Origin of the sequence: Brevundimonas fontaquae (genome assembly GCF_017086445.1) — a bacterium.
Lineage (GTDB): Bacteria > Pseudomonadota > Alphaproteobacteria > Caulobacterales > Caulobacteraceae > Brevundimonas > Brevundimonas fontaquae.
Genome location: NZ_CP070968.1, coordinates 2,177,078 through 2,195,508 on the forward strand (window position 1 = coordinate 2,177,078; position 18,431 = coordinate 2,195,508).

17 protein-coding genes are annotated in these 18,431 nt (G+C 66.2%); 6 read left to right on the forward strand and 11 right to left on the reverse strand.

The window, feature by feature from the left end; all coding sequences use genetic code 11:
• Nucleotides 1–11: 11 nt before the first annotated feature.
• A complete protein-coding gene (locus JX001_RS10740; RefSeq protein WP_241004615.1) occupies nucleotides 12–470 on the reverse strand; it encodes a hypothetical protein in 459 nt (152 codons plus the stop codon).
• Nucleotides 446–1,303, reverse strand: a complete 858-nt coding sequence (locus tag JX001_RS10745) for a D-alanyl-D-alanine carboxypeptidase family protein (protein ID WP_205681054.1) — start codon at nucleotides 1,301–1,303, stop codon at nucleotides 446–448. The genes JX001_RS10740 and JX001_RS10745 overlap by 25 nt, the downstream gene beginning before the upstream one ends.
• A 105-nt stretch (nucleotides 1,304–1,408) precedes the next feature.
• On the opposite strand from JX001_RS10745, the gene JX001_RS10750 reads away from it, so the two are divergent.
• The 3 genes from JX001_RS10750 to JX001_RS10760 are packed head-to-tail and all read left to right on the forward strand — an operon-like array spanning nucleotide 1,409 to nucleotide 4,232.
• The gene (locus tag JX001_RS10750) at nucleotides 1,409–2,770 is read left to right on the forward strand and encodes an MFS transporter (RefSeq protein ID WP_205681055.1); all 1,362 of its coding nucleotides are present in this window, start codon (nucleotides 1,409–1,411) and stop codon (nucleotides 2,768–2,770) included.
• A 26-nt stretch (nucleotides 2,771–2,796) separates the two neighbouring features.
• Entirely contained in the window at nucleotides 2,797–3,561 is a 765-nt protein-coding gene (gene mazG / locus JX001_RS10755; RefSeq protein WP_241004838.1) for a nucleoside triphosphate pyrophosphohydrolase, read from the forward strand.
• 8 nt (nucleotides 3,562–3,569) lie between these two features.
• Nucleotides 3,570–4,232, forward strand: coding sequence for an HAD family hydrolase (locus JX001_RS10760; protein WP_205681057.1), 663 nt, complete (start codon nucleotides 3,570–3,572; stop codon nucleotides 4,230–4,232).
• Here JX001_RS10760 and JX001_RS10765 read toward each other — a convergent pair.
• From JX001_RS10765 to dusB, 7 genes are all read right to left on the reverse strand, one after another.
• Complete coding sequence (locus tag JX001_RS10765) at nucleotides 4,223–5,860, reverse strand: Na+/H+ antiporter (protein WP_205681058.1); 1,638 nt, start codon at nucleotides 5,858–5,860, stop codon at nucleotides 4,223–4,225. The genes JX001_RS10760 and JX001_RS10765 overlap by 10 nt on opposite strands.
• Nucleotides 5,861–5,866: 6 nt before the next feature.
• Complete coding sequence (gene hflX, locus JX001_RS10770) at nucleotides 5,867–7,180, reverse strand: GTPase HflX (protein WP_205681059.1); 1,314 nt, start codon at nucleotides 7,178–7,180, stop codon at nucleotides 5,867–5,869.
• Nucleotides 7,181–7,426, reverse strand: coding sequence for an RNA chaperone Hfq (hfq, locus tag JX001_RS10775; RefSeq protein ID WP_003164861.1), 246 nt, complete (start codon nucleotides 7,424–7,426; stop codon nucleotides 7,181–7,183).
• 101 nt (nucleotides 7,427–7,527) lie between these two features.
• Nucleotides 7,528–8,388 carry a D-amino-acid transaminase gene (locus JX001_RS10780; RefSeq protein ID WP_205681060.1) on the reverse strand — a complete coding sequence of 287 codons (861 nt, stop codon included), beginning with the start codon at nucleotides 8,386–8,388 and terminating at the stop codon, nucleotides 7,528–7,530.
• Nucleotides 8,388–9,794, reverse strand: a complete 1,407-nt coding sequence (ntrX, locus tag JX001_RS10785) for a nitrogen assimilation response regulator NtrX (protein ID WP_066551406.1) — start codon at nucleotides 9,792–9,794, stop codon at nucleotides 8,388–8,390. Before ntrX ends, JX001_RS10780 begins: the two co-directional genes overlap by 1 nt.
• A gap of 9 nt (nucleotides 9,795–9,803) precedes the next feature.
• A complete protein-coding gene (locus tag JX001_RS10790; protein WP_205681061.1) occupies nucleotides 9,804–12,074 on the reverse strand; it encodes a sensor histidine kinase NtrY-like in 2,271 nt (756 codons plus the stop codon).
• Nucleotides 12,071–13,126 (reverse strand): tRNA dihydrouridine synthase DusB, encoded by a 1,056-nt coding sequence (dusB, locus tag JX001_RS10795; RefSeq protein WP_205681062.1) that lies wholly within the window; start codon nucleotides 13,124–13,126, stop codon nucleotides 12,071–12,073. Before dusB ends, JX001_RS10790 begins: the two co-directional genes overlap by 4 nt.
• Nucleotides 13,127–13,221: 95 nt before the next feature.
• Between dusB and JX001_RS10800 the strand changes: the two genes are divergently transcribed.
• The gene (locus tag JX001_RS10800) at nucleotides 13,222–14,373 is read left to right on the forward strand and encodes a bifunctional 2-C-methyl-D-erythritol 4-phosphate cytidylyltransferase/2-C-methyl-D-erythritol 2,4-cyclodiphosphate synthase (protein WP_205681063.1); all 1,152 of its coding nucleotides are present in this window, start codon (nucleotides 13,222–13,224) and stop codon (nucleotides 14,371–14,373) included.
• On the opposite strand, the gene JX001_RS10805 is transcribed toward JX001_RS10800, so the two are convergent.
• The gene (locus tag JX001_RS10805) at nucleotides 14,370–16,658 is read right to left on the reverse strand and encodes a spermidine synthase (protein ID WP_205681064.1); all 2,289 of its coding nucleotides are present in this window, start codon (nucleotides 16,656–16,658) and stop codon (nucleotides 14,370–14,372) included. The genes JX001_RS10800 and JX001_RS10805 overlap by 4 nt on opposite strands.
• 40 nt (nucleotides 16,659–16,698) lie before the next feature.
• Between JX001_RS10805 and JX001_RS10810 the strand changes: the two genes are divergently transcribed.
• On the forward strand, nucleotides 16,699–17,187 hold the full coding sequence (locus JX001_RS10810; protein WP_205681065.1) for a CinA family protein: 489 nt from the start codon (nucleotides 16,699–16,701) through the stop codon (nucleotides 17,185–17,187).
• Nucleotides 17,184–17,435 (forward strand): sulfurtransferase TusA family protein, encoded by a 252-nt coding sequence (locus JX001_RS10815; RefSeq protein WP_205681066.1) that lies wholly within the window; start codon nucleotides 17,184–17,186, stop codon nucleotides 17,433–17,435. Before JX001_RS10810 ends, JX001_RS10815 begins: the two co-directional genes overlap by 4 nt.
• Here the strand turns inward: JX001_RS10815 and JX001_RS10820 are convergent.
• Nucleotides 17,392–18,240, reverse strand: coding sequence for a YihY/virulence factor BrkB family protein (locus JX001_RS10820; RefSeq protein ID WP_410469666.1), 849 nt, complete (start codon nucleotides 18,238–18,240; stop codon nucleotides 17,392–17,394). The two genes, JX001_RS10815 and JX001_RS10820, sit on opposite strands and share 44 nt — an antisense overlap.
• Between the last annotated feature and the right edge of the window lie 191 nt (nucleotides 18,241–18,431).

Below are 18,431 nucleotides of genomic sequence, written 5' to 3' on the forward strand. Positions count from 1 at the left end.
CCGACATCAAATCACGTCTCGAAGGGACAGACGGTGTCGTAAAAGGTCCTGTCGCCCGGCGTTGGGCGACCGCGGCGACAGTGGAAACGATGCTCCATCACCATCGCTTGCTGCTCGATGTTCAAGGCGTCCCACCGGCAGGTCGGTTCCACGCGGTAGGCGTAGGAGGCGGAGGTGTCCCCAGCTTTCAGCTTAGCAAACAGCAGATTGACGCCCTGCTGGGCCTGCCAGACGTGCGTCAGTTCATGGATCAGGACGCCCTGCATTCGCTCGGACGCCACCGTGAAGTCTGTGGCGAGCTGCGCTTGCGGCCAGACAATCCAGTCTCGCCCGAACCAGCGTCCAGCAACGAAGGCGCGGCGGAACGGCCAACCGATCAAACGGACGGGTGCGAGGTCGATTGCGGCCCCGAAGGCCTCTCGCGCGAGCGATTTCTCAGACTCGGTCAGGGCGCGAACGAAGGATCCCAAGGCTTCACATACTCCCAGTGCCACGGCTCATAGACATAGGGCACAAAGCCGAAACGCCCAGCGTTCGTCACCAGCCAGCGATAGGTCGCCGACCGCGCCATATATTCGCGGCTGGCCGGGGTGGTGGAATCAACACCCAGACCCGGCGCCTGGCCGACATACAGATCGACCGCCGTGCCGGTCCGATGCGGCGAGCAGACGGCACGACGCAGGCCGTCGCAGTTGCCCTGCTGCGCACAGCGCGCCGCGTCCGCCTCGGGATCGCGGAAGCCGGAGAAGATCTGCAGCAGTTCGGGATCGGCCTCCACCTCCGGAACCTCCGCCCGTGCGGCCGCGACCAGCCGGCGATAGGCGTCCAGCACGTCACGGCGCAGCAGACGTGTCAGACGGTCGGCATGTTCCTCGGCCTCTACTAGATAGCCGAGCTGATTGATCGGCGGCGGCTCGGGACAGGCTCCGCTGACGCGCGCCATCACGAACGGCCGCCGCTCCTGCCACAGGCCGCGAAACACCTGGAATGTCGCCGCATCGAACAGGCCGGTCGGCGTCAGGTTATGCGTCTGCTGAAACCCCGCCAGTTGCGATGCAAAGATCGGCGTGCCGGGTCCGCAGGCCGTGTGTAGTTCGCGCTGGATCAGCGGCAGATAGGCCTGCCACCCCCACTCCGCCGCCCCGAACGGCGCCCATTCCATGCCGTAGGCCGATGCAGCGTTCGCCAGCCCCTGCGCCTGCCAACCGTCGGCGTTGGTGTGGCATGGCCCGGCCGCACGCGCGTCGCCGGCGAACGTCAGAACGAAGCAAACGGACAGGAACGCAAAAAGGCTTCGCCACATGTCCTACAGGAAGCCCCAAGCCGGTCGATCTCACAAGTGCATGCGTCACCGATCGCTGGCATGGTGGCGCGCGGCCGACTCGCGCCGCGCCTTTCGGACCGACGCATGTTCACCGCCGCGCCGACCGCGCCCCGCCGGTCCAACGCCGTGCTCGCGGCCTTTTCCGGCCCGTGCCTGCCGCTGGCGGCCTTTGGCGTCGCCCTGCCCGTCACCCTGCCAGAGTTCTACGCCACCTATGTAGGCCTGGAGCTGGGAGTCGTGGCGGCCGTCTTCATGGCCGTGCGCCTGATCGACATCGTCTTCGACCCCTTCATCGGCTGGGGCATGGACAAGACCAAGACGCGGTTCGGCCGCTATCGCCCGTGGATGGCGATCTCTACGCCGATCCTGATGCTGTCGGCCTTCATGATGTTCGTCGTGGTCCAGCCCGGCGCCGGACCGGCCTATCTGTTCGGCTGGCTGCTGGTCCTCTACCTTGGCTTCTCGATCGGCACCCTGGGCCAACTCGGCTGGGCCGCCGTGCTCGCGCCTCAGTATGATCAGCGCAGCCGCGTCTATGGCTGGTGGCAGGTGTTCAACATCATCGGCGTGATCCTGATCCTGGTGCTGCCGACCGTGGTGGTTCAGACGGGCATCGGGAACTATGCCGACGGCGTGCGGATCATGGGCTGGGCCATCCTGATCGCCCTGCCCGTCACCATCGGTCTCGCCATGGTCGCCGTACCCGAACCCGTGAACGCGGGCGACCAGCCGCATGGCGGCGCCAGCGCCTATCTGGCCCTGCTGAAGATGCCCACGGTCCGGAAGCTCTTGATCGCCGACCTGCTGCTGGGCGTCGCGCCGGGCATCACGGGTTCGCTGTTGTTCTTCTTCTTTGGGCAGATCAAGGGCTATGACCACAGCCAGGCCGGCCTGTTCATGCTGTTCTATTTCGTCGCCGGTCTGTGCGGCGCGCCGATCTGGGCCTGGCTGGCCACGCGGATCGGCAAGGACAAGGCCCTGGCGGTCGCCAGCCTGATCTTCGCGGCCCTTTACATCGCCGCCACCCTGGTTCCCGGCGGCAACTTCATGTTGACGGCAGGCGCCATGTTCATCGCCGGCCTGCCCTATGCGGCCGGCCTGTTCCTGTTGCGCGCCATGATGGCGGACGCCGGCGACGAAGTGCGACTGGAGACCGGTGTGGATCGCACCGGATTGATGTTCTCCATCCTGTCCGCGACGACCAAGATCGGCCACGTGGTCGCGCTGATCCCCTACCTGATCCTCCAAGGTGTGGGCTTCAAGGCGGTGCCGGGGCCGATGGGCAACAGCGACTTTTCCCTGCTGACGCTCCAGATTCTGTTCATTCTGGTCCCGGGCCTGCTGCTGGCCGCCGCCGCCTGGGTGCTGAAGGGCTATCCTTTGACGCCGAAGCGGCACGATGAAATCCGCCTCGCCCTCGAAGCTCGTGATGGAGCCCGCCGTTGAGACCGATCGACCGCCTGCTCGGCGTCATGGAGCGGTTGCGCGATCCTCACTGCGGCTGCCCTTGGGACGTGGAGCAGACCTTCGCCACCATCGCCCCCTACACGATCGAGGAGGCCTATGAGGTCGCCGACGCCATCGAGCGCAACGATCTGGTCGAGCTTAAGGGCGAGCTGGGCGACCTGCTGTTTCAGGTGGTCTTCCACGCCCGCATGGCCGAGGAACAGGGGCTGTTCGCCTTCGACGACGTGGTCACGGCCATCGCCGACAAGCTGGAACGCCGCCACCCGCACGTTTTCGGTGACGAGGCCCAGCGCTCTTCGAAGGAACAGACCGTCGCCTGGGAAGCCATCAAGGCCGCCGAGCGCAAGGACCGCAAGAAGCCGGGTGTTCTGGACGATGTGCCGGTCGGCCTGCCCGCCCTGACCCGCGCCGCCAAGCTGACCAAGCGCGCCGGTCGTGTCGGCTTCGACTGGCCTTCTACCGATGAGGTGTTCGACAAGCTGGCCGAAGAGGTCGAGGAGCTGCGCGTCGAGATCGCCGCCGGCGACAAGGCCAAGGCGCGCGAAGAGCTGGGCGATCTTCTGTTCGTCGTCGCCAACCTGGCGCGCAAGCTGGACGTCGAGCCCGAAGACGCCCTGCGCGCCGCCAACACGAAGTTCGTGCGTCGCTTCGGCTTCATCGAGGCGGCGCTGGCCAAGGACGGCCGTACGCCGGACCAATCGGACCTGGCCGAGATGGACCGCCTCTGGGACGCCGCAAAGGTCGCAGAAAAGGCTGCGCCTGAAGCTTGAGCGAGCCCGTGACCTACGACCTGATCATCTTCGACTACGACGGCGTCGTCGCCGACAGCGAGGTGCTGAACAGCACCGTCATGGCCGAGCAGCTGACCGCCATCGGCCTGCCGACCACGCTAGACGATGTGCTGGCCGCCTATACGGGCAAGCGCTGGCGCGACAACCGGCCGGTCGTCGAGGCGGCCTTGGGTCGTGCCTGCCCCGACGACTTCCACAACAAATGGTTTGCGACCTGTCGCCAGCGCGCGCCGCAGCAACTTGAACCCGTGCCCGGTCTGCTGGACTTCGTCGTCGCCCGACCCGAGCCCCGCTGCATCGCCTCATCCAGCGGCCCCGACTGGATCGGCGTCGGCCTGGACCTGTTCGGCCTGACGGATCATTTCAACGGCGCGGTCTTCACCGGCCTGGTGGTCGAACGGGGCAAGCCCCACCCCGACATCTTCCTGCACGCCGCCGACGCGATGGGCATCGATCCGGCCCGCGTCCTGGTGATCGAAGACAGCGAGGCGGGCGTCACCGCAGGGGTCGCGGCCGGTATGACGGTCGTGGGACTGACGGCGGGCGGGCATGTTCGCGACGGCCATGCCGAGCGCCTGACGGCCCGCGGCGCCCACTGCATCGCCGACAGCTATGCGGCCGTCTCCGCTTTCATGGATCGTCAGAGGTAGCGCAGTTCCTGAAGATCGACGTCACGGAACAGCTTCTTGGCCGTCACCTCATCCAGCTGACGCGCCCTAAGCAGCCGTCGCAGTTCCTCGCGCTCGGCGGCCAAGCCGGCCAGCCAGAGACGACGCTCGATATCGTCCATCTTGCGCGTCAGGGCGGCGTCTTCCTCGTCCGTGCGGGTGTGGGTCTCGATCCGCTGGCGATAGGTCTCCATGATCCGACCGGCGATTTCGGAATAGAGGTCGGGGTCGGGTTTGCCCTCCGCCATAGCGTACGAGGCGTCCTCAATGGCGCGCAAGGCGGCCGAAGCGGCCGCGACCCGGCCGCGATCCTCTTCCTGCTCGTGCGACGGCTCCGGCGGCAGTTCGACGTTCTTCAGGAGTCTAGGCAAGGCGAAGGTCGCCACCACCAGCGAAACCACGATCACGCCCGCCGCCAGGAAGATCGCCAGGTTCCGCGACGGCATCGGCGATCCGTCGCCCAAGGCGAATGGAAGGGTCAGGATACCCGCCAGAGTGATCGCGCCCCGCACGCCCGCCAGAGACATCACCATGGTCAGCCGCAGACCGACCTTGGCCGGCGGCCCACGATGGCGGCGGCGAAACAGGGTCAGCTTCAGCGAGGTCCAGACCCAGACAAACCGCAACGCCGCCAAGGTGGCGACGATGCCGAACACATAGACCGCCAACCACCAGACCTCAGGCCGGCTGGTGCCCGCCACCACCTCGGCCGCGCGCGACATGATCGAGGGCATCTGTTCGCCCAGGATCACGAAGATGATGCCGTTGGCCACGAACTGAACCGTGTCCCATACGACGCTGCGCCGGATCCGCGTCATCGCCATCGACTGGCCGGCGATGCCTCCGCGTTCGGTGAAACTCATCGTCACCCCGGCCGCCACCGCCGCCAGAATGCCGGACGCGTGCAGTTCTTCCGCGACCAGATAGGCCGCGAACGGGATCAGCAGGCTGACCAGAATCTGCGCGCCCACGTCCTCGCCCCAGCGTCGGCTGACAAAGCTCTTGGCGTAGCTGATGGCCATGGTGACCAGAACGCCGACGGCGACCCCGACCAGAGCCAGCCAGGCGAACGTCCCGACCGCATGGCCGATCGAAAACGCTCCCGTCGTCGCGGCGGCGACCGCGATGCGCATGCAGGTCAGACCTGTCGCATCGTTCAACAGCGACTCGCCTTCCAGAATGTGCATCAGGCGCTTGGGGATGGGCGCCCGCGCCGCGATGGCCTGAACTGCGATGGGATCGGTCGGCGACAGGATGGCGGCCAAGGCGAAAGCGACCGGCAGCGGCATCTCCGGGATCATCCACCAGATCAGGAAGCCCAGACCGACGACGGTGAACAGCACCAACCCCAGCGCCAGCTCAAGGACCACCGCCCGGTCGCGAAACAGGTCTTCCTTGGGAATTCGCCAGCCGTCCAGAAACAGCAGCGGCGGCAGGAACAGCAGAAAGAAGATGTCCGGCTCAAGATCGACCGTTTTGCCCGTAATCAGCACGATGGCGGCGCCCAGCCCGATCTGAACCAACGGCAAGGCGATGCGCGTGATCCGCGCGATCGAACCCGACACCACCACGGCCAACAGCAGAAGCAGGACGGTTTCGATCAGATGCATGAAAACTCAGTCGGCCAGGTCGGGATACAGGCGCTCGAATCGCCCGAGCGCCGCAGGGTGCAGCCGCACCGTGACGTGAGTACGGCCAAGCTCGTCCGCATCGCGCGACATGACCCTTCCATGTTCATAAAGCCAGGCCAGGGCCTCGCCCTGATGAGGCTCGAGCGTCAGCTGCGTCTCGGGATCGTCGTCGATCAGGCCGGCGATGATCTGGCGCAGAGGCTCGATCCCTTCGCCCGTCCACGCTGAGACGGCGACCGCCTCACCGTCCTTCGCCAACCGTTCGGCTTGACCCAGCACAGTCTCGCGCGCCTCGTCATCCAGCAGGTCGATCTTGTTCCAGACTTCCAGCACCCGGCGCGTCTTGCCCTCTGGCGTCTCGATCTGTTTCAGCACGGCCTCGACGTCCTTGGCCTGAGCGGCGCTGTCGGGCGAGGCGATGTCGCGGACGTGCAGGATCAGATCGGCCTCGCCGACTTCTTCCAGCGTGGCGCGAAAGCTCTCGACCAGTTCGTGCGGCAGGTCAGAGATGAAGCCGACCGTATCCGCCACGATGGCCGGCCGCCCTTGCGGCAGCCGGATGGTGCGCTGGGTCGTGTCGAGGGTGGCGAACAGCAGGTCCTTGGCGAAGACCTCCGATCCCGTCAGCCGATTGAACAGCGTCGACTTGCCGGCGTTGGTGTAGCCGACCAGGGCGATCGTCGGGAACGGCGCCTTCTGACGCTGCTTGCGGTGCAGGCCGCGCGTGCGTCGCACCTCTTCCAACTCGGACTTCAGCCTGACGATCCGGTCGGCGATCAGACGGCGGTCCAGCTCGATCTGGGTTTCGCCGGGCCCGCCGGTCGAACCGGTGCCGCCACGTTGCCGCTCAAGGTGGGTCCAGGTCCGCACCAGTCGCGACCGTTCGTAATCCAGCCGCGCCAGCTCGACCTGAAGCCGCCCCTCCTTGGTCCGCGCGCGACGGCCGAAGATCTCCAGGATCAGGCCGGTGCGGTCGATGACCTTCACCTCCCACGCCTTTTCCAGGTTGCGTTGCTGCACCGGCGTCAGGGCGTCGTCGATGATGACGGCCTCGGCGTCTGCGGCGCGCACGAGCGCGGCCAATTCTTCGACCTTGCCCGTGCCGAACAAGGTCGCAGGCGTTGTGCTGCGCAGCCGCACGATCTCTTCGGCGCGCACGTCGAGGTCGAGCGCGCGAGCAAGGCCCGCCGCCTCCTCAAGCCGTTCGCTCGCCAGCCGGGGACTGTCCGAGCGTCGGTCGGGGTGAATGACGACCGCCCGGATCAGCGGGACGGTGTGGTCGATCAGTTTTTGGGTCAATCAGTCTTCTTCGGCGTCGGGCTCGTACAGCTGCACGGGCGCGGACGGCATGATGGTTGAGATGGCGTGCTTGTACACCAGCTGGGACTGGCCATCGCGGCGCAGCAGGACACAGAAGTTGTCGAACCAGGTCACGATGCCCTGCAATTTGACCCCATTGACCAGGAAGATGGTCAGCGGCGTCTTGGTCTTGCGGACCGAGTTGAGGAAGGTGTCCTGAAGGTTCTGACGTTTGTCTTGCGACATGGCAGGTTTTTCCTGTTCTTCGTTGTTTGTCGCCGTGGGAGCGGCGGGGCCGATGCAGCCGACCGCGACCTTAACCGCCGCCCGGCCGCTCGGGCAACGCCCTAAATGGCCCCTCGACGCGCCTGTTCAAGATAGAGTTCTCGCAGGCGGGTCGCGACGGGGCCGGGCTTGCCGTCGCCGATCTTCACGCCGTCCAGCGAAACCAGCGGCATGACGAAGGCGCTGGCGGCGGTCACGAACACCTCGCGCGCCCGTTTCGCTTCATCGACCGAGAAGGCGCGTTCTTCCAGTTCGACACCCTCGGCGGCAGCGAGCTCTAGGACCGCCGCTCGCGTGACGCCCCGCAGGATATTGGCCTGGATGTCCCGCGTTCTCAGCCTGCCGTGCTCATCCACGATCCACGCATTGGTCGATGCGCCTTCGGTGATCAGCCCCATGTCGTCGTACATCAGGCACTCATAGGCGCCGCGCTCGCGCGCCGCCTGTTTGGCCAGCACATTCGGCAGCAGGCCGACCGTCTTGATGTCGCAACGCCCCCAGCGAATATCGGGTTGGGTGACGCCGGCCGCGCCGTTCTGCGCCAGACGCTGATTTCGCGCCGGATCAATCGGCTTGGCCGTCACGACGACACTGGGCGCGACATCGATCGGAAAGCCATGATCGCGCGGCGCCGTGCCGCGCGTGACCTGCAGATAGACCATCCCGTTGCGCACACGATTGCGCCGCACGGTCTCGCGCAGAACGACGCCTAAGGCGCCGGCGCTCATCGGAATGCCGATCTTCAGTTCGTTCAGACTGCGGTGAAGGCGGCTCATATGACCTTCGAAATCGGCCAGCCTCCCATCGAAGACCGACCAGACCTCATAGACGCCGTCTGCAAACTGGAAACCGCGATCCTCGATATGGACCACGGCCTCGCCATGCGCGCTATACGCGCCATTCACATAGGCGACGCGTGACATCAGGCCGGCTCTTCTTCATCGCCGCCGCGTGCAGGCGAGACGCCCAGCGACTTCAGCTTTCTATGTAGGGCGGATCGCTCCATGCCGATGAAGGCGGCGGTGCGCGAGATATTGCCGCCGAACCGCATGATCTGGGCCGCCAGATACTCCCGCTCGAAGACCTCGCGCGCCTCGCGCAGCGGCAGGGCGATGGTGCGCTCGCCGCCCAGGTTCGCCGTCCCGCCGTTAGAGGTCGCCACCTCTTGTGGCAGCATATCGGCGGTGATCGTTTCGGCCGGATCGCCGGTCGCCAGGATCAGCAATCGCTCGATATTGTTGCGCAGCTGGCGGATGTTGCCGGGCCACGGGTGGACTTGCAGCACCGCCACCGCATCATCGCCGACGATGCGTTTGGGCAGACCTTGCGAGGCGCTGATCGTGTCCACGAAATATTCGACCAGTTCGGCGATGTCCTCCCGCCGTTCCGACAGCGGCGGGACACGAATCGGCACCACATTCAGACGGTGGAACAGATCTTCGCGGAAACGTCCCTCTGCGATCTCGGCCTTCAGATCGCGCGAGGTCGAGGTCACGACGCGAACGTCGACCTGAACGTCCTGTTCTCCACCGACACGCCGGAACCGCTGGTCCACCAGAACGCGCAGGATGCGGCTTTGGCTCTCACGCGGCATGTCGCTGATTTCGTCCAGGTACAGCGTGCCATTGTGGGCGCGTTCGAACACGCCGATCTTGCGCGGACGGCCGTCCTGGCCCTCCTCGCCGAACAGTTCGACATCCAGACGTTCCGGCGTCATGCCGGCGGCCGAAATCGCGACGAACTCGGCGCGAGCGCGCGGGCTGGCTTCGTGGATTTGACGCGCCACCAGTTCTTTGCCGGAGCCGGCCGGTCCGGCGATCAGCACCCGACTGTTGGCCTGCGCCACCTTGGCGATGGTGCTGCGCAAGGCCTGCGCGGCCTGCGACCGGCCGATCAGACCCGACGGCGTCATGGTCGCTGCGCGCAGGCGGCGATTCTCGCGCCTCAGCGTCGCCGCCTCGATGGCGCGTTCGACCACGACGACGAGCCGATCTGACTTGAACGGCTTTTCGATGAAGTCATAGGCGCCGCGCTTCAGCGCCGTCACCGCCGTCTCGATATTGCCGTGACCGGAAATCATCACCACCGGCAGATCAGGATCCAGTTCCTTGACGACCTCCAGCAGCTCCAGCCCGTCCAGCCCCCCGCCCTGCATCCAGATGTCCAGGATCGCCAGCGATGGCTTCCTGGCCCGGATCGCGGCCAGGGCCTCGTCGGAGTTGGCGGCGACGCGCACGGCATGGCCCTCGTCCTCCAGCAGGCCGGACACCAGGTCGCGGATGTCGGCCTCGTCGTCGACAACGAGAATGTCGGAACCTGTTGGTCGCATCTTGCCTCGCTATTCGGCGGCCAGGGTCTGGAGCTTGCGCTCCGCGCCCTCGCCGTCTTTGCCGTGGGGTTTCAGGGGGAAGATCATGCACACGCGTGCGCCGCGCAGGGTGTCGGCGTCGGCCAGCTTCAGCTCGCCGCCGTGGTCCTCGCAAATGCGTTTGACGATGGCCAGGCCCAGGCCCGTGCCCTTCTCGCGCGTTGTCACATAGGGTTCGGTCAGGCGATCGCGGTCGCGCGCCGGCAGACCCACGCCGTCGTCCTCGATCACGAAGGTGGCCAAGCCATCCTTGATCGTCAGTGACGCGATCACGCCCGCGCGTTCTGACGCGGCTGCCTCACCTGCCGCAAGCCGTTGCGCGGCAACGGATTCGCCCGCGTTCTTGAGGATGTTGATCAACGCCTGCCCGACCATGCGGCCGTCGGCCTGCATTGTCGCCTTGGGCAGGGGCTCGGTGATGTCGACCACGATGTCCGGCACGGCGACCCGCTGAGCGAACACCGCCTCGCGCAGCATTTCGCCCGGGTTTTCGGGCGCAAAACGCGGAGCCGGCATGCGGGCGAAGGACGAGAACTCATCGACCATGCGGCCGATGTCTCCGACCTGGCGGATGATGGTGTCGGTGCACCGGTCGAAGATCTCGACATCCTCGCCGATCCGCGCGCGATATTTCCGTTTCAGTCGCTCTGCCGACAACTGGATCGGCGTCAGCGGGTTCTTGATCTCATGGGCGATGCGGCGCGCCACGTCGCGCCAGGCGGCGTTTCGCTGGGCCGTCACCAGACGAGTGATGTCGTCGAAGGTCAGGACCATCTCGCCACCGAAGCCGCCCTCGATCCGAACGCGCAGCCGTCGCGTGTCCCCGCCCCGGCTGACGTCGATGTCCTCCTCGATATGGGCCTCGGCGCGCCGCACCAGATCGCTGAGCTCTGGCGACAGGGCTGCGAGTTCATGGCCCAAAACCTCGGTGTCTTCGATATGAAGCAGTTGCAGGGCGCTGTCGTTGATGGCCGACACTCGCCCGCGCTTGTCCAGGCCGATGACCCCGGCGCTGACGCCCGACAGAACGGTCTCGATGAAGCGGCTGCGATCATGCGCCTCGTCGCTCGCGGCCTTGAGCGCCGCCTGCTGGGCCTGCAGATCGCCGGTCATACGGTTGAAGGCGTCCGACAGGGTGGCGATCTCGGCCGGGGCGCCGTCGCTGTCGACCCGTGCGGTGAAGTCGCCGCCCGCGACCTGTCCGGCCGCCTTCACCAACCGACCGATCGGCGCGGAGATGCTGCTTGCCGCCGACATCCCTAGCCACACCGCCCCCACCAGCACCAGCAGCGCCGTCTCCAGATAGCTGAGGATGAAGGCCGATTGGATGCGTGCCCGGCTTTCTTCCGCCTCGCGATAGGCTTGGATTGATTGAACGGCCGAACGCATCTGTGCGACGAGTCCTGGCGCCAGCGGACGCACGACATAGAGGTAGGCGTCACCATATCCCGGCAGCGGATAGAGGGCGCGAACGGTATCGGGATTTTCAGTGACCTTGACGGGAATATCCTGGCCCTCGGAGGCGATTTCCAGTTCGGATACAGGAGGCGCGAGATAAGGCGGTGCGCCGGGAAGTTTCCCGGTCGCCAGAACCTCACCCTTGCCGTTCAGAACATAGACGGCCGGATAGCCGAAAAACTCGGCGATCTGCTTCAATGCGCCGGTGAACTGAATGCGATTGTCGAAGACTTGTCGGGCTCCGCCCAACTCTGTGCTCATGGTGCGCAGGTCGCGTGTCATGTCGGAACTGACGTCGGCGATATAGGCTTTGCCGATCGAGGCGCCGTTGTCGACCGAGGTGCTCACATTGGCGCTGAACCACTGGTCCACGCCCCGATTGACCAGAACGCCGAACACCAGGGCGATCAGCACTGACGGCACCAGCGCCACCATCGAGAACAGGGCCACAAATCTCAGATGAAGGCGCGATCCGGCTTCATCGGTGCTGTGCACGAGGGTCAGCACGCGTCGGCCGACAATGATGGCCAAGCCGGAAATCAGGAGCAGATTGGCGGCCAGCACGATCAGCGCAATCTGGCTGCTCGATCCGCGCGCCGGCCCCGATGTGGCGCCCGGCGCGACCGCCACCAGCCAGATGGCCGCCGCCGTGATCGCGACAGCCAGAAAGAACGCCAGTCCGAAGCCAGTCCGCCCCCGTTCGCTATCCACCCACCCCCAGAACGACCCGTCGTCCGACGCAAGGTCGGGCGAAGCGGTGCGTGCTGAAGGCGTATCCGTCATGCCACAGCAGTCTCCAACACCTGTGGCCCATTTTCAACAGCAGACTTGCCAGCCCGAGGCAAATCCGGCCGCCACAGTTCGTGCATGGCGGCCTCGACGGCCGTCGGATCATCCAGACGGCAAATTCTTGCCTTGGCCTCACGACGGTGTTGCGGATCGGCCGGCCAAGGTGCCTGTTCGATGTACCAGCCCAGATGTTTGCGGAACATCTTCAGACCCAGCGGCAGGCCGTAGAACTCGGCCGACGCCCGCAAGTGCTCGATCACGATCGCCAGACGCTCTTCCGGTTCAGGTTCCTCCAGCGCCACGCCGTCGATCAGCGCTCGCTCCAGGTGCGCCGCCAGCCACGGCCGGCCATAGACGCCACGTCCCAGCATCAAGCCGTCCGCGCCGGACTGCGCAAGGGCCTGGCGCGCCTCATCGGCGGTGATGATGTCGCCATTGACAATGACGGGAATGCCGACCGCCGCCTTCACCGTCCCAACCGCGTCCCAATCCGCTTGACCGGTATAGAACTGCTTTCGCGTGCGGCCATGCACCGTGACGGCCTTGACGCCGATCTCTTCCGCGCGGCGGGCCAGTTCGGCGGCGTTCCGGCTCTCGTCGTCCCAGCCCAGTCGCATCTTGACCGTGACTGGCCGATCGGTCGCCTTGACCGCCGCCTCCATGATCCGACAGGCCAGATCGGGCGTCCGCATCAGGGCCGAACCGGCGGCCGAGCCTGTGACCTCCTTGGCCGGACAGCCGAAGTTCAGATCCACGATGTCCGCCCCGGCCTTTTCCGCCATACGCGCCCCCTCGCCCATCTGCTCGGGATCACGCCCGACAAGCTGGATGACGGTCAGCGGCAGACCTGCCCCCACGGCGGCGCGCCGCACGACGTCCGGCCGCGCCCGCGCCAGTTCCTTGGCGGCCACCATCTCCGTGGCGACATAGGCGGCGCCCAGTCTGGAGGCCAGAATGCGGAACGGCAGGTCGGTCACGCCGGTCATCGGCGCCATCAGCACCTGGCCGGGCACGGTCACATCGCCGATTTGCAAGGTCTTGGGCATTTCCGTCTTTCGCCGCATCGCAGCCGCCCTCGTCAAGCACGACCGCGGCGCTTTGATGGTTTCGCCCCGTCGCCGCCCGCACTATCAAGGCCGCCATGACATTCTCGGGCATCATCGTCGCGGCCGGTTCCGGCTCGCGCGCCGGCGGCGACAAACAGTGGCGGGACCTGGGAGGAAAGCCCGTGCTGCGCTGGTCTGCCGAGGCCTTGCTGAACGCCGGCGCTGACGAACTGATCGTCGTGATCGCCCCTGACGCCGTTGACCGTGTGGCGGAGGTGCTGTCCGGTTTGCCGCGTTGGAAAGCCGTCGTCGGTGGAGCCGCCCGCGCCGATTCGGTCCGCGCCGGGCTTGCGGCCCTGACCTGTCCGGCAGATCAGCCGGTGTTGATCCATGACGCCGCCCGCCCCCTGCTGGATCGCGTCGTCGTTGATCGTCTTCTGTCGGCTCTTGAAACTTCAGACGGCGCCCTGCCCGTCCTGCCCGTCGCCGACAGCCTTCGGCGTGGCGAGGCGGGCATCATGACCGATGTTGTCGAGCGCGACGGTCTGTGGCGCGCCCAGACGCCTCAAGCCTTCCGCCGGGGCGTGATCGAGACCGCCTATGCCGCCTGGTCGGACGCCGAGGTTCCGACCGACGAAGCCGTGGTCGTCCAGCGCAACGGCGGCGCGGTGGCCCTAGTTCAGGGCGATGCGCGTCTGATGAAACTGACCTATCCCGAGGATTTCGCCATGGCCGAAGCTCTGCTGCCCCAAGCGCAACGTTATCAGACCCGCATCGGCTCCGGCTATGACGTGCATCGCTGGGGGCCGGGCGGGTCCGTCTGGCTGTGTGGGATCGAGGTGCCGCACGATCAAACGCTTATCGGGCACTCCGACGCGGACGCCGGTCTTCACGCCCTGACCGACGCCATCCTGGGCGCCATCGCGGCGGGCGACATTGGCGACCATTTCCCGCCGACGGATCCAAAATGGAAAGGCGCCTCCTCGGACCAGTTCCTGATCCATGCCGCCGAACTGGTCGCGGCGCGCGGCGGCCGCATTGTCAACGTCGACGTCACCCTGATCTGCGAACGCCCCAAGGTGAAGCCGCACCGCCAGGCCATGCGCGACCGGATCGCCGGGCTGCTAAATCTTCCGCTCGACGCCGTCAGCATCAAGGCGACCACGACCGAAGGGCTTGGCTTCACCGGACGCGGCGAAGGTCTGGCCGCCCAAGCCGTGGCGACCGTGGAAACGCCGGCGGCCTAGCGCGCCGCCATCTTCATCTGACGCACCAGCGATCCGAACAAGTTGACGTAGTCGTCCGTCCACGGACGCACCGTCGTCGGCGACAGCTTTCGCCAACGCGCATCGTCCCTGAACCCTTCCAGCGCCGCCGGGCTCTTGCCGATCAGCAGGGCCTCAGTCGAGGCCTCGGCCATGTCGCCCTGGCCCGACTGCTCGATATAGACCTGGTGCAGGTGCGGGACCTTCAGCGCCTGCGCCGCCGCCTCGGCCGGCAGGCTGATCTCCAGGTTCCGGTTCGACAGATGAAGCACCACGACGCCGTCGGGCGCCAGCAGCCGCAGATAGCCGCGGATCGCCTCCACCGTCAGCAAATGCGTCGGCACGGCGTCAGACGAGAAGGCGTCGATGACCAACAGGTCGTAGGATCCTGCCGGCTCACGATCCATCGTCAGGCGCGCATCCCCCAGAACCGTCCGCACCGGCCCATCGGCGCAGCCGTTGATGAAGCTGAACCATTGGAGGTCGCGCGACAGGCGATCCACCATCGGATCGATCTCGAAAAAGGTCAGTTGGTCCTGGGCGCGCTTGTAGGCGGCCATGGCGCCCGAGCCCTGCCCCACCACGCCGACGCGCGCGCCGTCCAGCCGTCTCGCCTGCATCTGCAGCATCGCCTGCCCCAGCGGCGTCGAGGTCGCATAGTAGAGCGTCGGCTGACAGCGGTTCGACGGCGCCTGGGCCTGGGCGCCATGTAGGGTCGTGCCGTGCATCAGCACATGGACCGGCCCGCCCATCAGTGGATCGTAGATCTTGGCCACCCGCATCACGCCAAAGAAGCTGCGTTCCGACAGGGCCCAGTCATAACCGCGCGCCAGATGATAGCCGGACCAGACGATGGCCGCCAAAACGATCGTGAACATCACCGCTCGATCGCGCACCAAAAAGGCGAACAGGGTCGCGATCCCCAGGATGGCTTGCGCGATCCGCACCAGTTCGGCGTCGGGGATGGCCGCGCGGATGTCCGGCGCATACCGGACCGCCTCCATCGACAGCGGCCCCAGCAGGGCGATGACCACGCCGGCGACGCAGCAGATGATCTCCCACGGCCTGATCTCGCGACGGCTCCACGGCCGCAGTAGTCCGACCGCCACCAGCACCAGCGGATATTCCCACACCATGTCGAAAACGGCCGGCGCGATCAGGCCATTGAACAGCCCGCCGACCACGCCGCCCAGCGACAGCAAGAGATAGAATTCGGTCAACCGATCCGGCGTCGGCCGCCGCGCCGCCAGCCTTTGGTGACACATAAGCGCTGTAAAGAAGAAGGCCGCCAGATTGACGGTGAACACCAGAAGCCATTCGCCTGTCCGGAACGCGACCAAGGCGGCGCAGGCCGCGCCCATCGCCGCCTGCAGCCCAAGGCTGATGACTGGCGGGATCGCCGGCCGGGTCTGAAACGCGATGACGAACGTCAGCAGGTAGAGCGCGAGCGGTATGACCCACAGAAAGGGCGCCGAAGCCACATCCGTCGTCAGATGCGCCGTCACCCCTAGCATCAGACTGGACGGTGCGGCGGCCAGCAGAACCAGCATCCCCTTTTCGCGCCAAGCAATCGGCGGGCTGGCCTCAAGTGGCGCGGGCTCCGCCGTTCCAATCTCGCGTCGCCGCCAGACCTGAACGCCCAGCCCCACGACCATCACCACGAACACCCCATAGCCGACGCTCCAGCCCAGGCGCTGACCCGACAGGCTGGCCAGCGGCTCGATCAAGACCGGATAGGCCAGCAGGGCCAGGAAGCTGCCCAGGTTCGAGGCGGCATAGAGAACGTAGGGATTCTGGCCGTCTGCATGTCCGGCCCGCACGCGCGCATACCAGGCCTGAAGCAGCGGCGCGGTCGCCGACAGAACCGCGAACGGCGCGCCGATCGACACCGCCAGCGTCGCCAGCAGCCACATCGCCGGTTGGGACGGATCGGGATCACCCAACAGGCCGCTGATCTGCAGGGGCAGGAAAAACGCCGCCACGATCAGCAGACCCAGGTGAACCCCGACCTGCGCCCGCATCGTCGCCAAACGTTGCAGCAGGTGCGCATAGCCGTATCCAGCGAGCAGCGCGGTCTGGAAGAACACCATCGACGCGTTCCACACCGAAGGCGATCCGCCCAGCGTCGGCAACAGCAGCTTGGCCGCCATCGGCTGAACGACGAAGACCAGGCAGGCCGATGTGAAGATGGCGACGGCGAACAGGATCGGCGCGATGCGATCCGATGTCGGGGCTGCGGGGCGTAACGGATCGACAGCCTCGGTCATGGCTCTGGTTAGAGCGGGGTTCGCGGCCTATGAAAAGACCATGTTTTCCCAAGATATCGCGCAGCTGGCGCAACAGATTGTCGCAACGGCCAGCGAACGCGGCCTGATGCTGGCGACGGCCGAAAGCTGCACGGGCGGTCTGGTGTCCGCTGCGATCACGGCCATCCCCGGTTCGTCAGCGGTCCTGGATCGCGGCTTCGTCACCTACAGCAACGAGGCCAAGGCCGAGATGCTCGGCGTGTCGCTGGAAAGCCTGTCCGCCCACGGCGCCGTGTCGCAAGCTGTTGCTCTGGCCATGGCTGAGGGCGCCGTGGCGCACTCGCGCGCCTCCGTCTCTGTGTCCGTAACAGGCGTGGCCGGACCGGGCGGCGGATCGGTCGATAAACCCGTGGGTCTGGTCCACTTCGCGGCGTCAGGCCCACAAGGCGTCGTTCACCGTGTCGAGCGGTTCGGCGACCTCGGCCGCGACGACATTCGCCAAGCCAGCGTTCGTGTGGCGCTGGAACTGCTGGCGGATCGGCTCGCGTGAGCGACCCTGTCGTCATCGACGCCAGGGGTCACCGCTGCCCTGTTCCCAGCCTGAAGCTGATGAAGGCGATGGAAACGGCCTCGCCCGGCACGCGGATCGTGCTGCTGGCCACCGATCCGATGGCCCGGATCGATGCGCCGTTTCTGATGTCTCAAAAAGGCGGCCGCGTGCTCGAGATCGAAGAGGCCGACGGCCTTCTTCGTTTTACGATCGAGACCGGCGCCCAGCCCGACGCTCCGACAGATTGACGACATCGGCCGGCGGCGTGTCGGCGATCGCGCGCGCCTTGGCCGCCAGTTCCATCTCGGTGGCGAAGGCGCCGCCGTAGAAGATGGCGTTGACGTTCCAGGACAGCCAGATCAGCAGCACCACCACGGCGCCGACCGATCCATAGGTGGCCCCCAGCGGCGCGATCTGCTCGACATAGATGGCGCACAGCCACGACGACACGACCGACATCAGTGTCGCCACCAGACCGCCCGCCGTCGCCGGCAGCCAGGCGACCGGCGCCCTGTGGCTCATGGCGTAGCGGTAAAGCAGCGTCAGCCCGATCACCAATCCGATGGCGGGCAGGAAGGCGTCCAGCGGCGCCATGCCGCTTCGCCCGGGCAGGCCGGCGGCCGACGACGACGCATGCGCCATGATGCGCACGGTGACGACCGCCCCCGACACGACCGTGAATAGCGCAAAAGCGAAGATGGCCACGAAGAAGGCCAGCAGATTGAACTTGAAGAAGCCGTGCGGCTCGGTCTCGTCATGGATCAGGTTCAATCCTGCCAACAAGGCCTTGAAACCTCGATGCGCGGCATAGGCGCCGACGAACAGTGCGAAGGCGCTCTGAGCGGAAACCGTCCGCGCCGACGCATTGCTCAAACGCGTGATCTCGCCCTGAAAAATGGTCTGCGCCGCCTTGGGCAACAGGTCCGACAAGGCGGTCGCCTGGGCGCTGACTTCGCTGATCGACAGGCCTAGCTTGTAGAAGCCGATCAGGATGGCGATCGCGGGAAACACGGCCAACAGGGCGAAGAAGGACACGCCGCCCGTATAGAGCATGACGTCGCGCCCCCAGCTGCGGGTGAACGCTCGCACGGCCAGGCCGCCCCAGAACCCTGGCGCTTTCAGGACCGACCGTGTCAGTTGCTCACTCAAATCGGTCCCCACAACCGTTGCACAAGCGGCGGAACCTAGCGGAATTCGTCTGTGGCGAAAGTCTCATCCGCGTGAGGACGATCATTCGCGGTTCG

Coding starts and splice junctions, on each gene's coding strand:
- JX001_RS10745 (WP_205681054.1), bottom strand. CDS start 1,303: ATGTGGCGAAGCCTTTTTGCGTTCCTGTCCGTTTGCTTCGTTCTGACG.
- JX001_RS10750 (WP_205681055.1), top strand. CDS start 1,409: ATGTTCACCGCCGCGCCGACCGCGCCCCGCCGGTCCAACGCCGTGCTC.
- mazG (WP_241004838.1), top strand. CDS start 2,797: ATGGAGCGGTTGCGCGATCCTCACTGCGGCTGCCCTTGGGACGTGGAG.
- JX001_RS10765 (WP_205681058.1), bottom strand. CDS start 5,860: ATGCATCTGATCGAAACCGTCCTGCTTCTGCTGTTGGCCGTGGTGGTG.
- hfq (WP_003164861.1), bottom strand. CDS start 7,426: ATGTCGCAAGACAAACGTCAGAACCTTCAGGACACCTTCCTCAACTCG.
- JX001_RS10780 (WP_205681060.1), bottom strand. CDS start 8,388: ATGTCACGCGTCGCCTATGTGAATGGCGCGTATAGCGCGCATGGCGAG.
- ntrX (WP_066551406.1), bottom strand. CDS start 9,794: ATGCGACCAACAGGTTCCGACATTCTCGTTGTCGACGACGAGGCCGAC.
- JX001_RS10790 (WP_205681061.1), bottom strand. CDS start 12,074: ATGACGGATACGCCTTCAGCACGCACCGCTTCGCCCGACCTTGCGTCG.
- dusB (WP_205681062.1), bottom strand. CDS start 13,126: ATGCCCAAGACCTTGCAAATCGGCGATGTGACCGTGCCCGGCCAGGTG.
- JX001_RS10800 (WP_205681063.1), top strand. CDS start 13,222: ATGACATTCTCGGGCATCATCGTCGCGGCCGGTTCCGGCTCGCGCGCC.
- JX001_RS10805 (WP_205681064.1), bottom strand. CDS start 16,658: ATGACCGAGGCTGTCGATCCGTTACGCCCCGCAGCCCCGACATCGGAT.
- JX001_RS10810 (WP_205681065.1), top strand. CDS start 16,699: ATGTTTTCCCAAGATATCGCGCAGCTGGCGCAACAGATTGTCGCAACG.
- JX001_RS10820 (WP_410469666.1), bottom strand. CDS start 18,240: ATGCTCTATACGGGCGGCGTGTCCTTCTTCGCCCTGTTGGCCGTGTTT.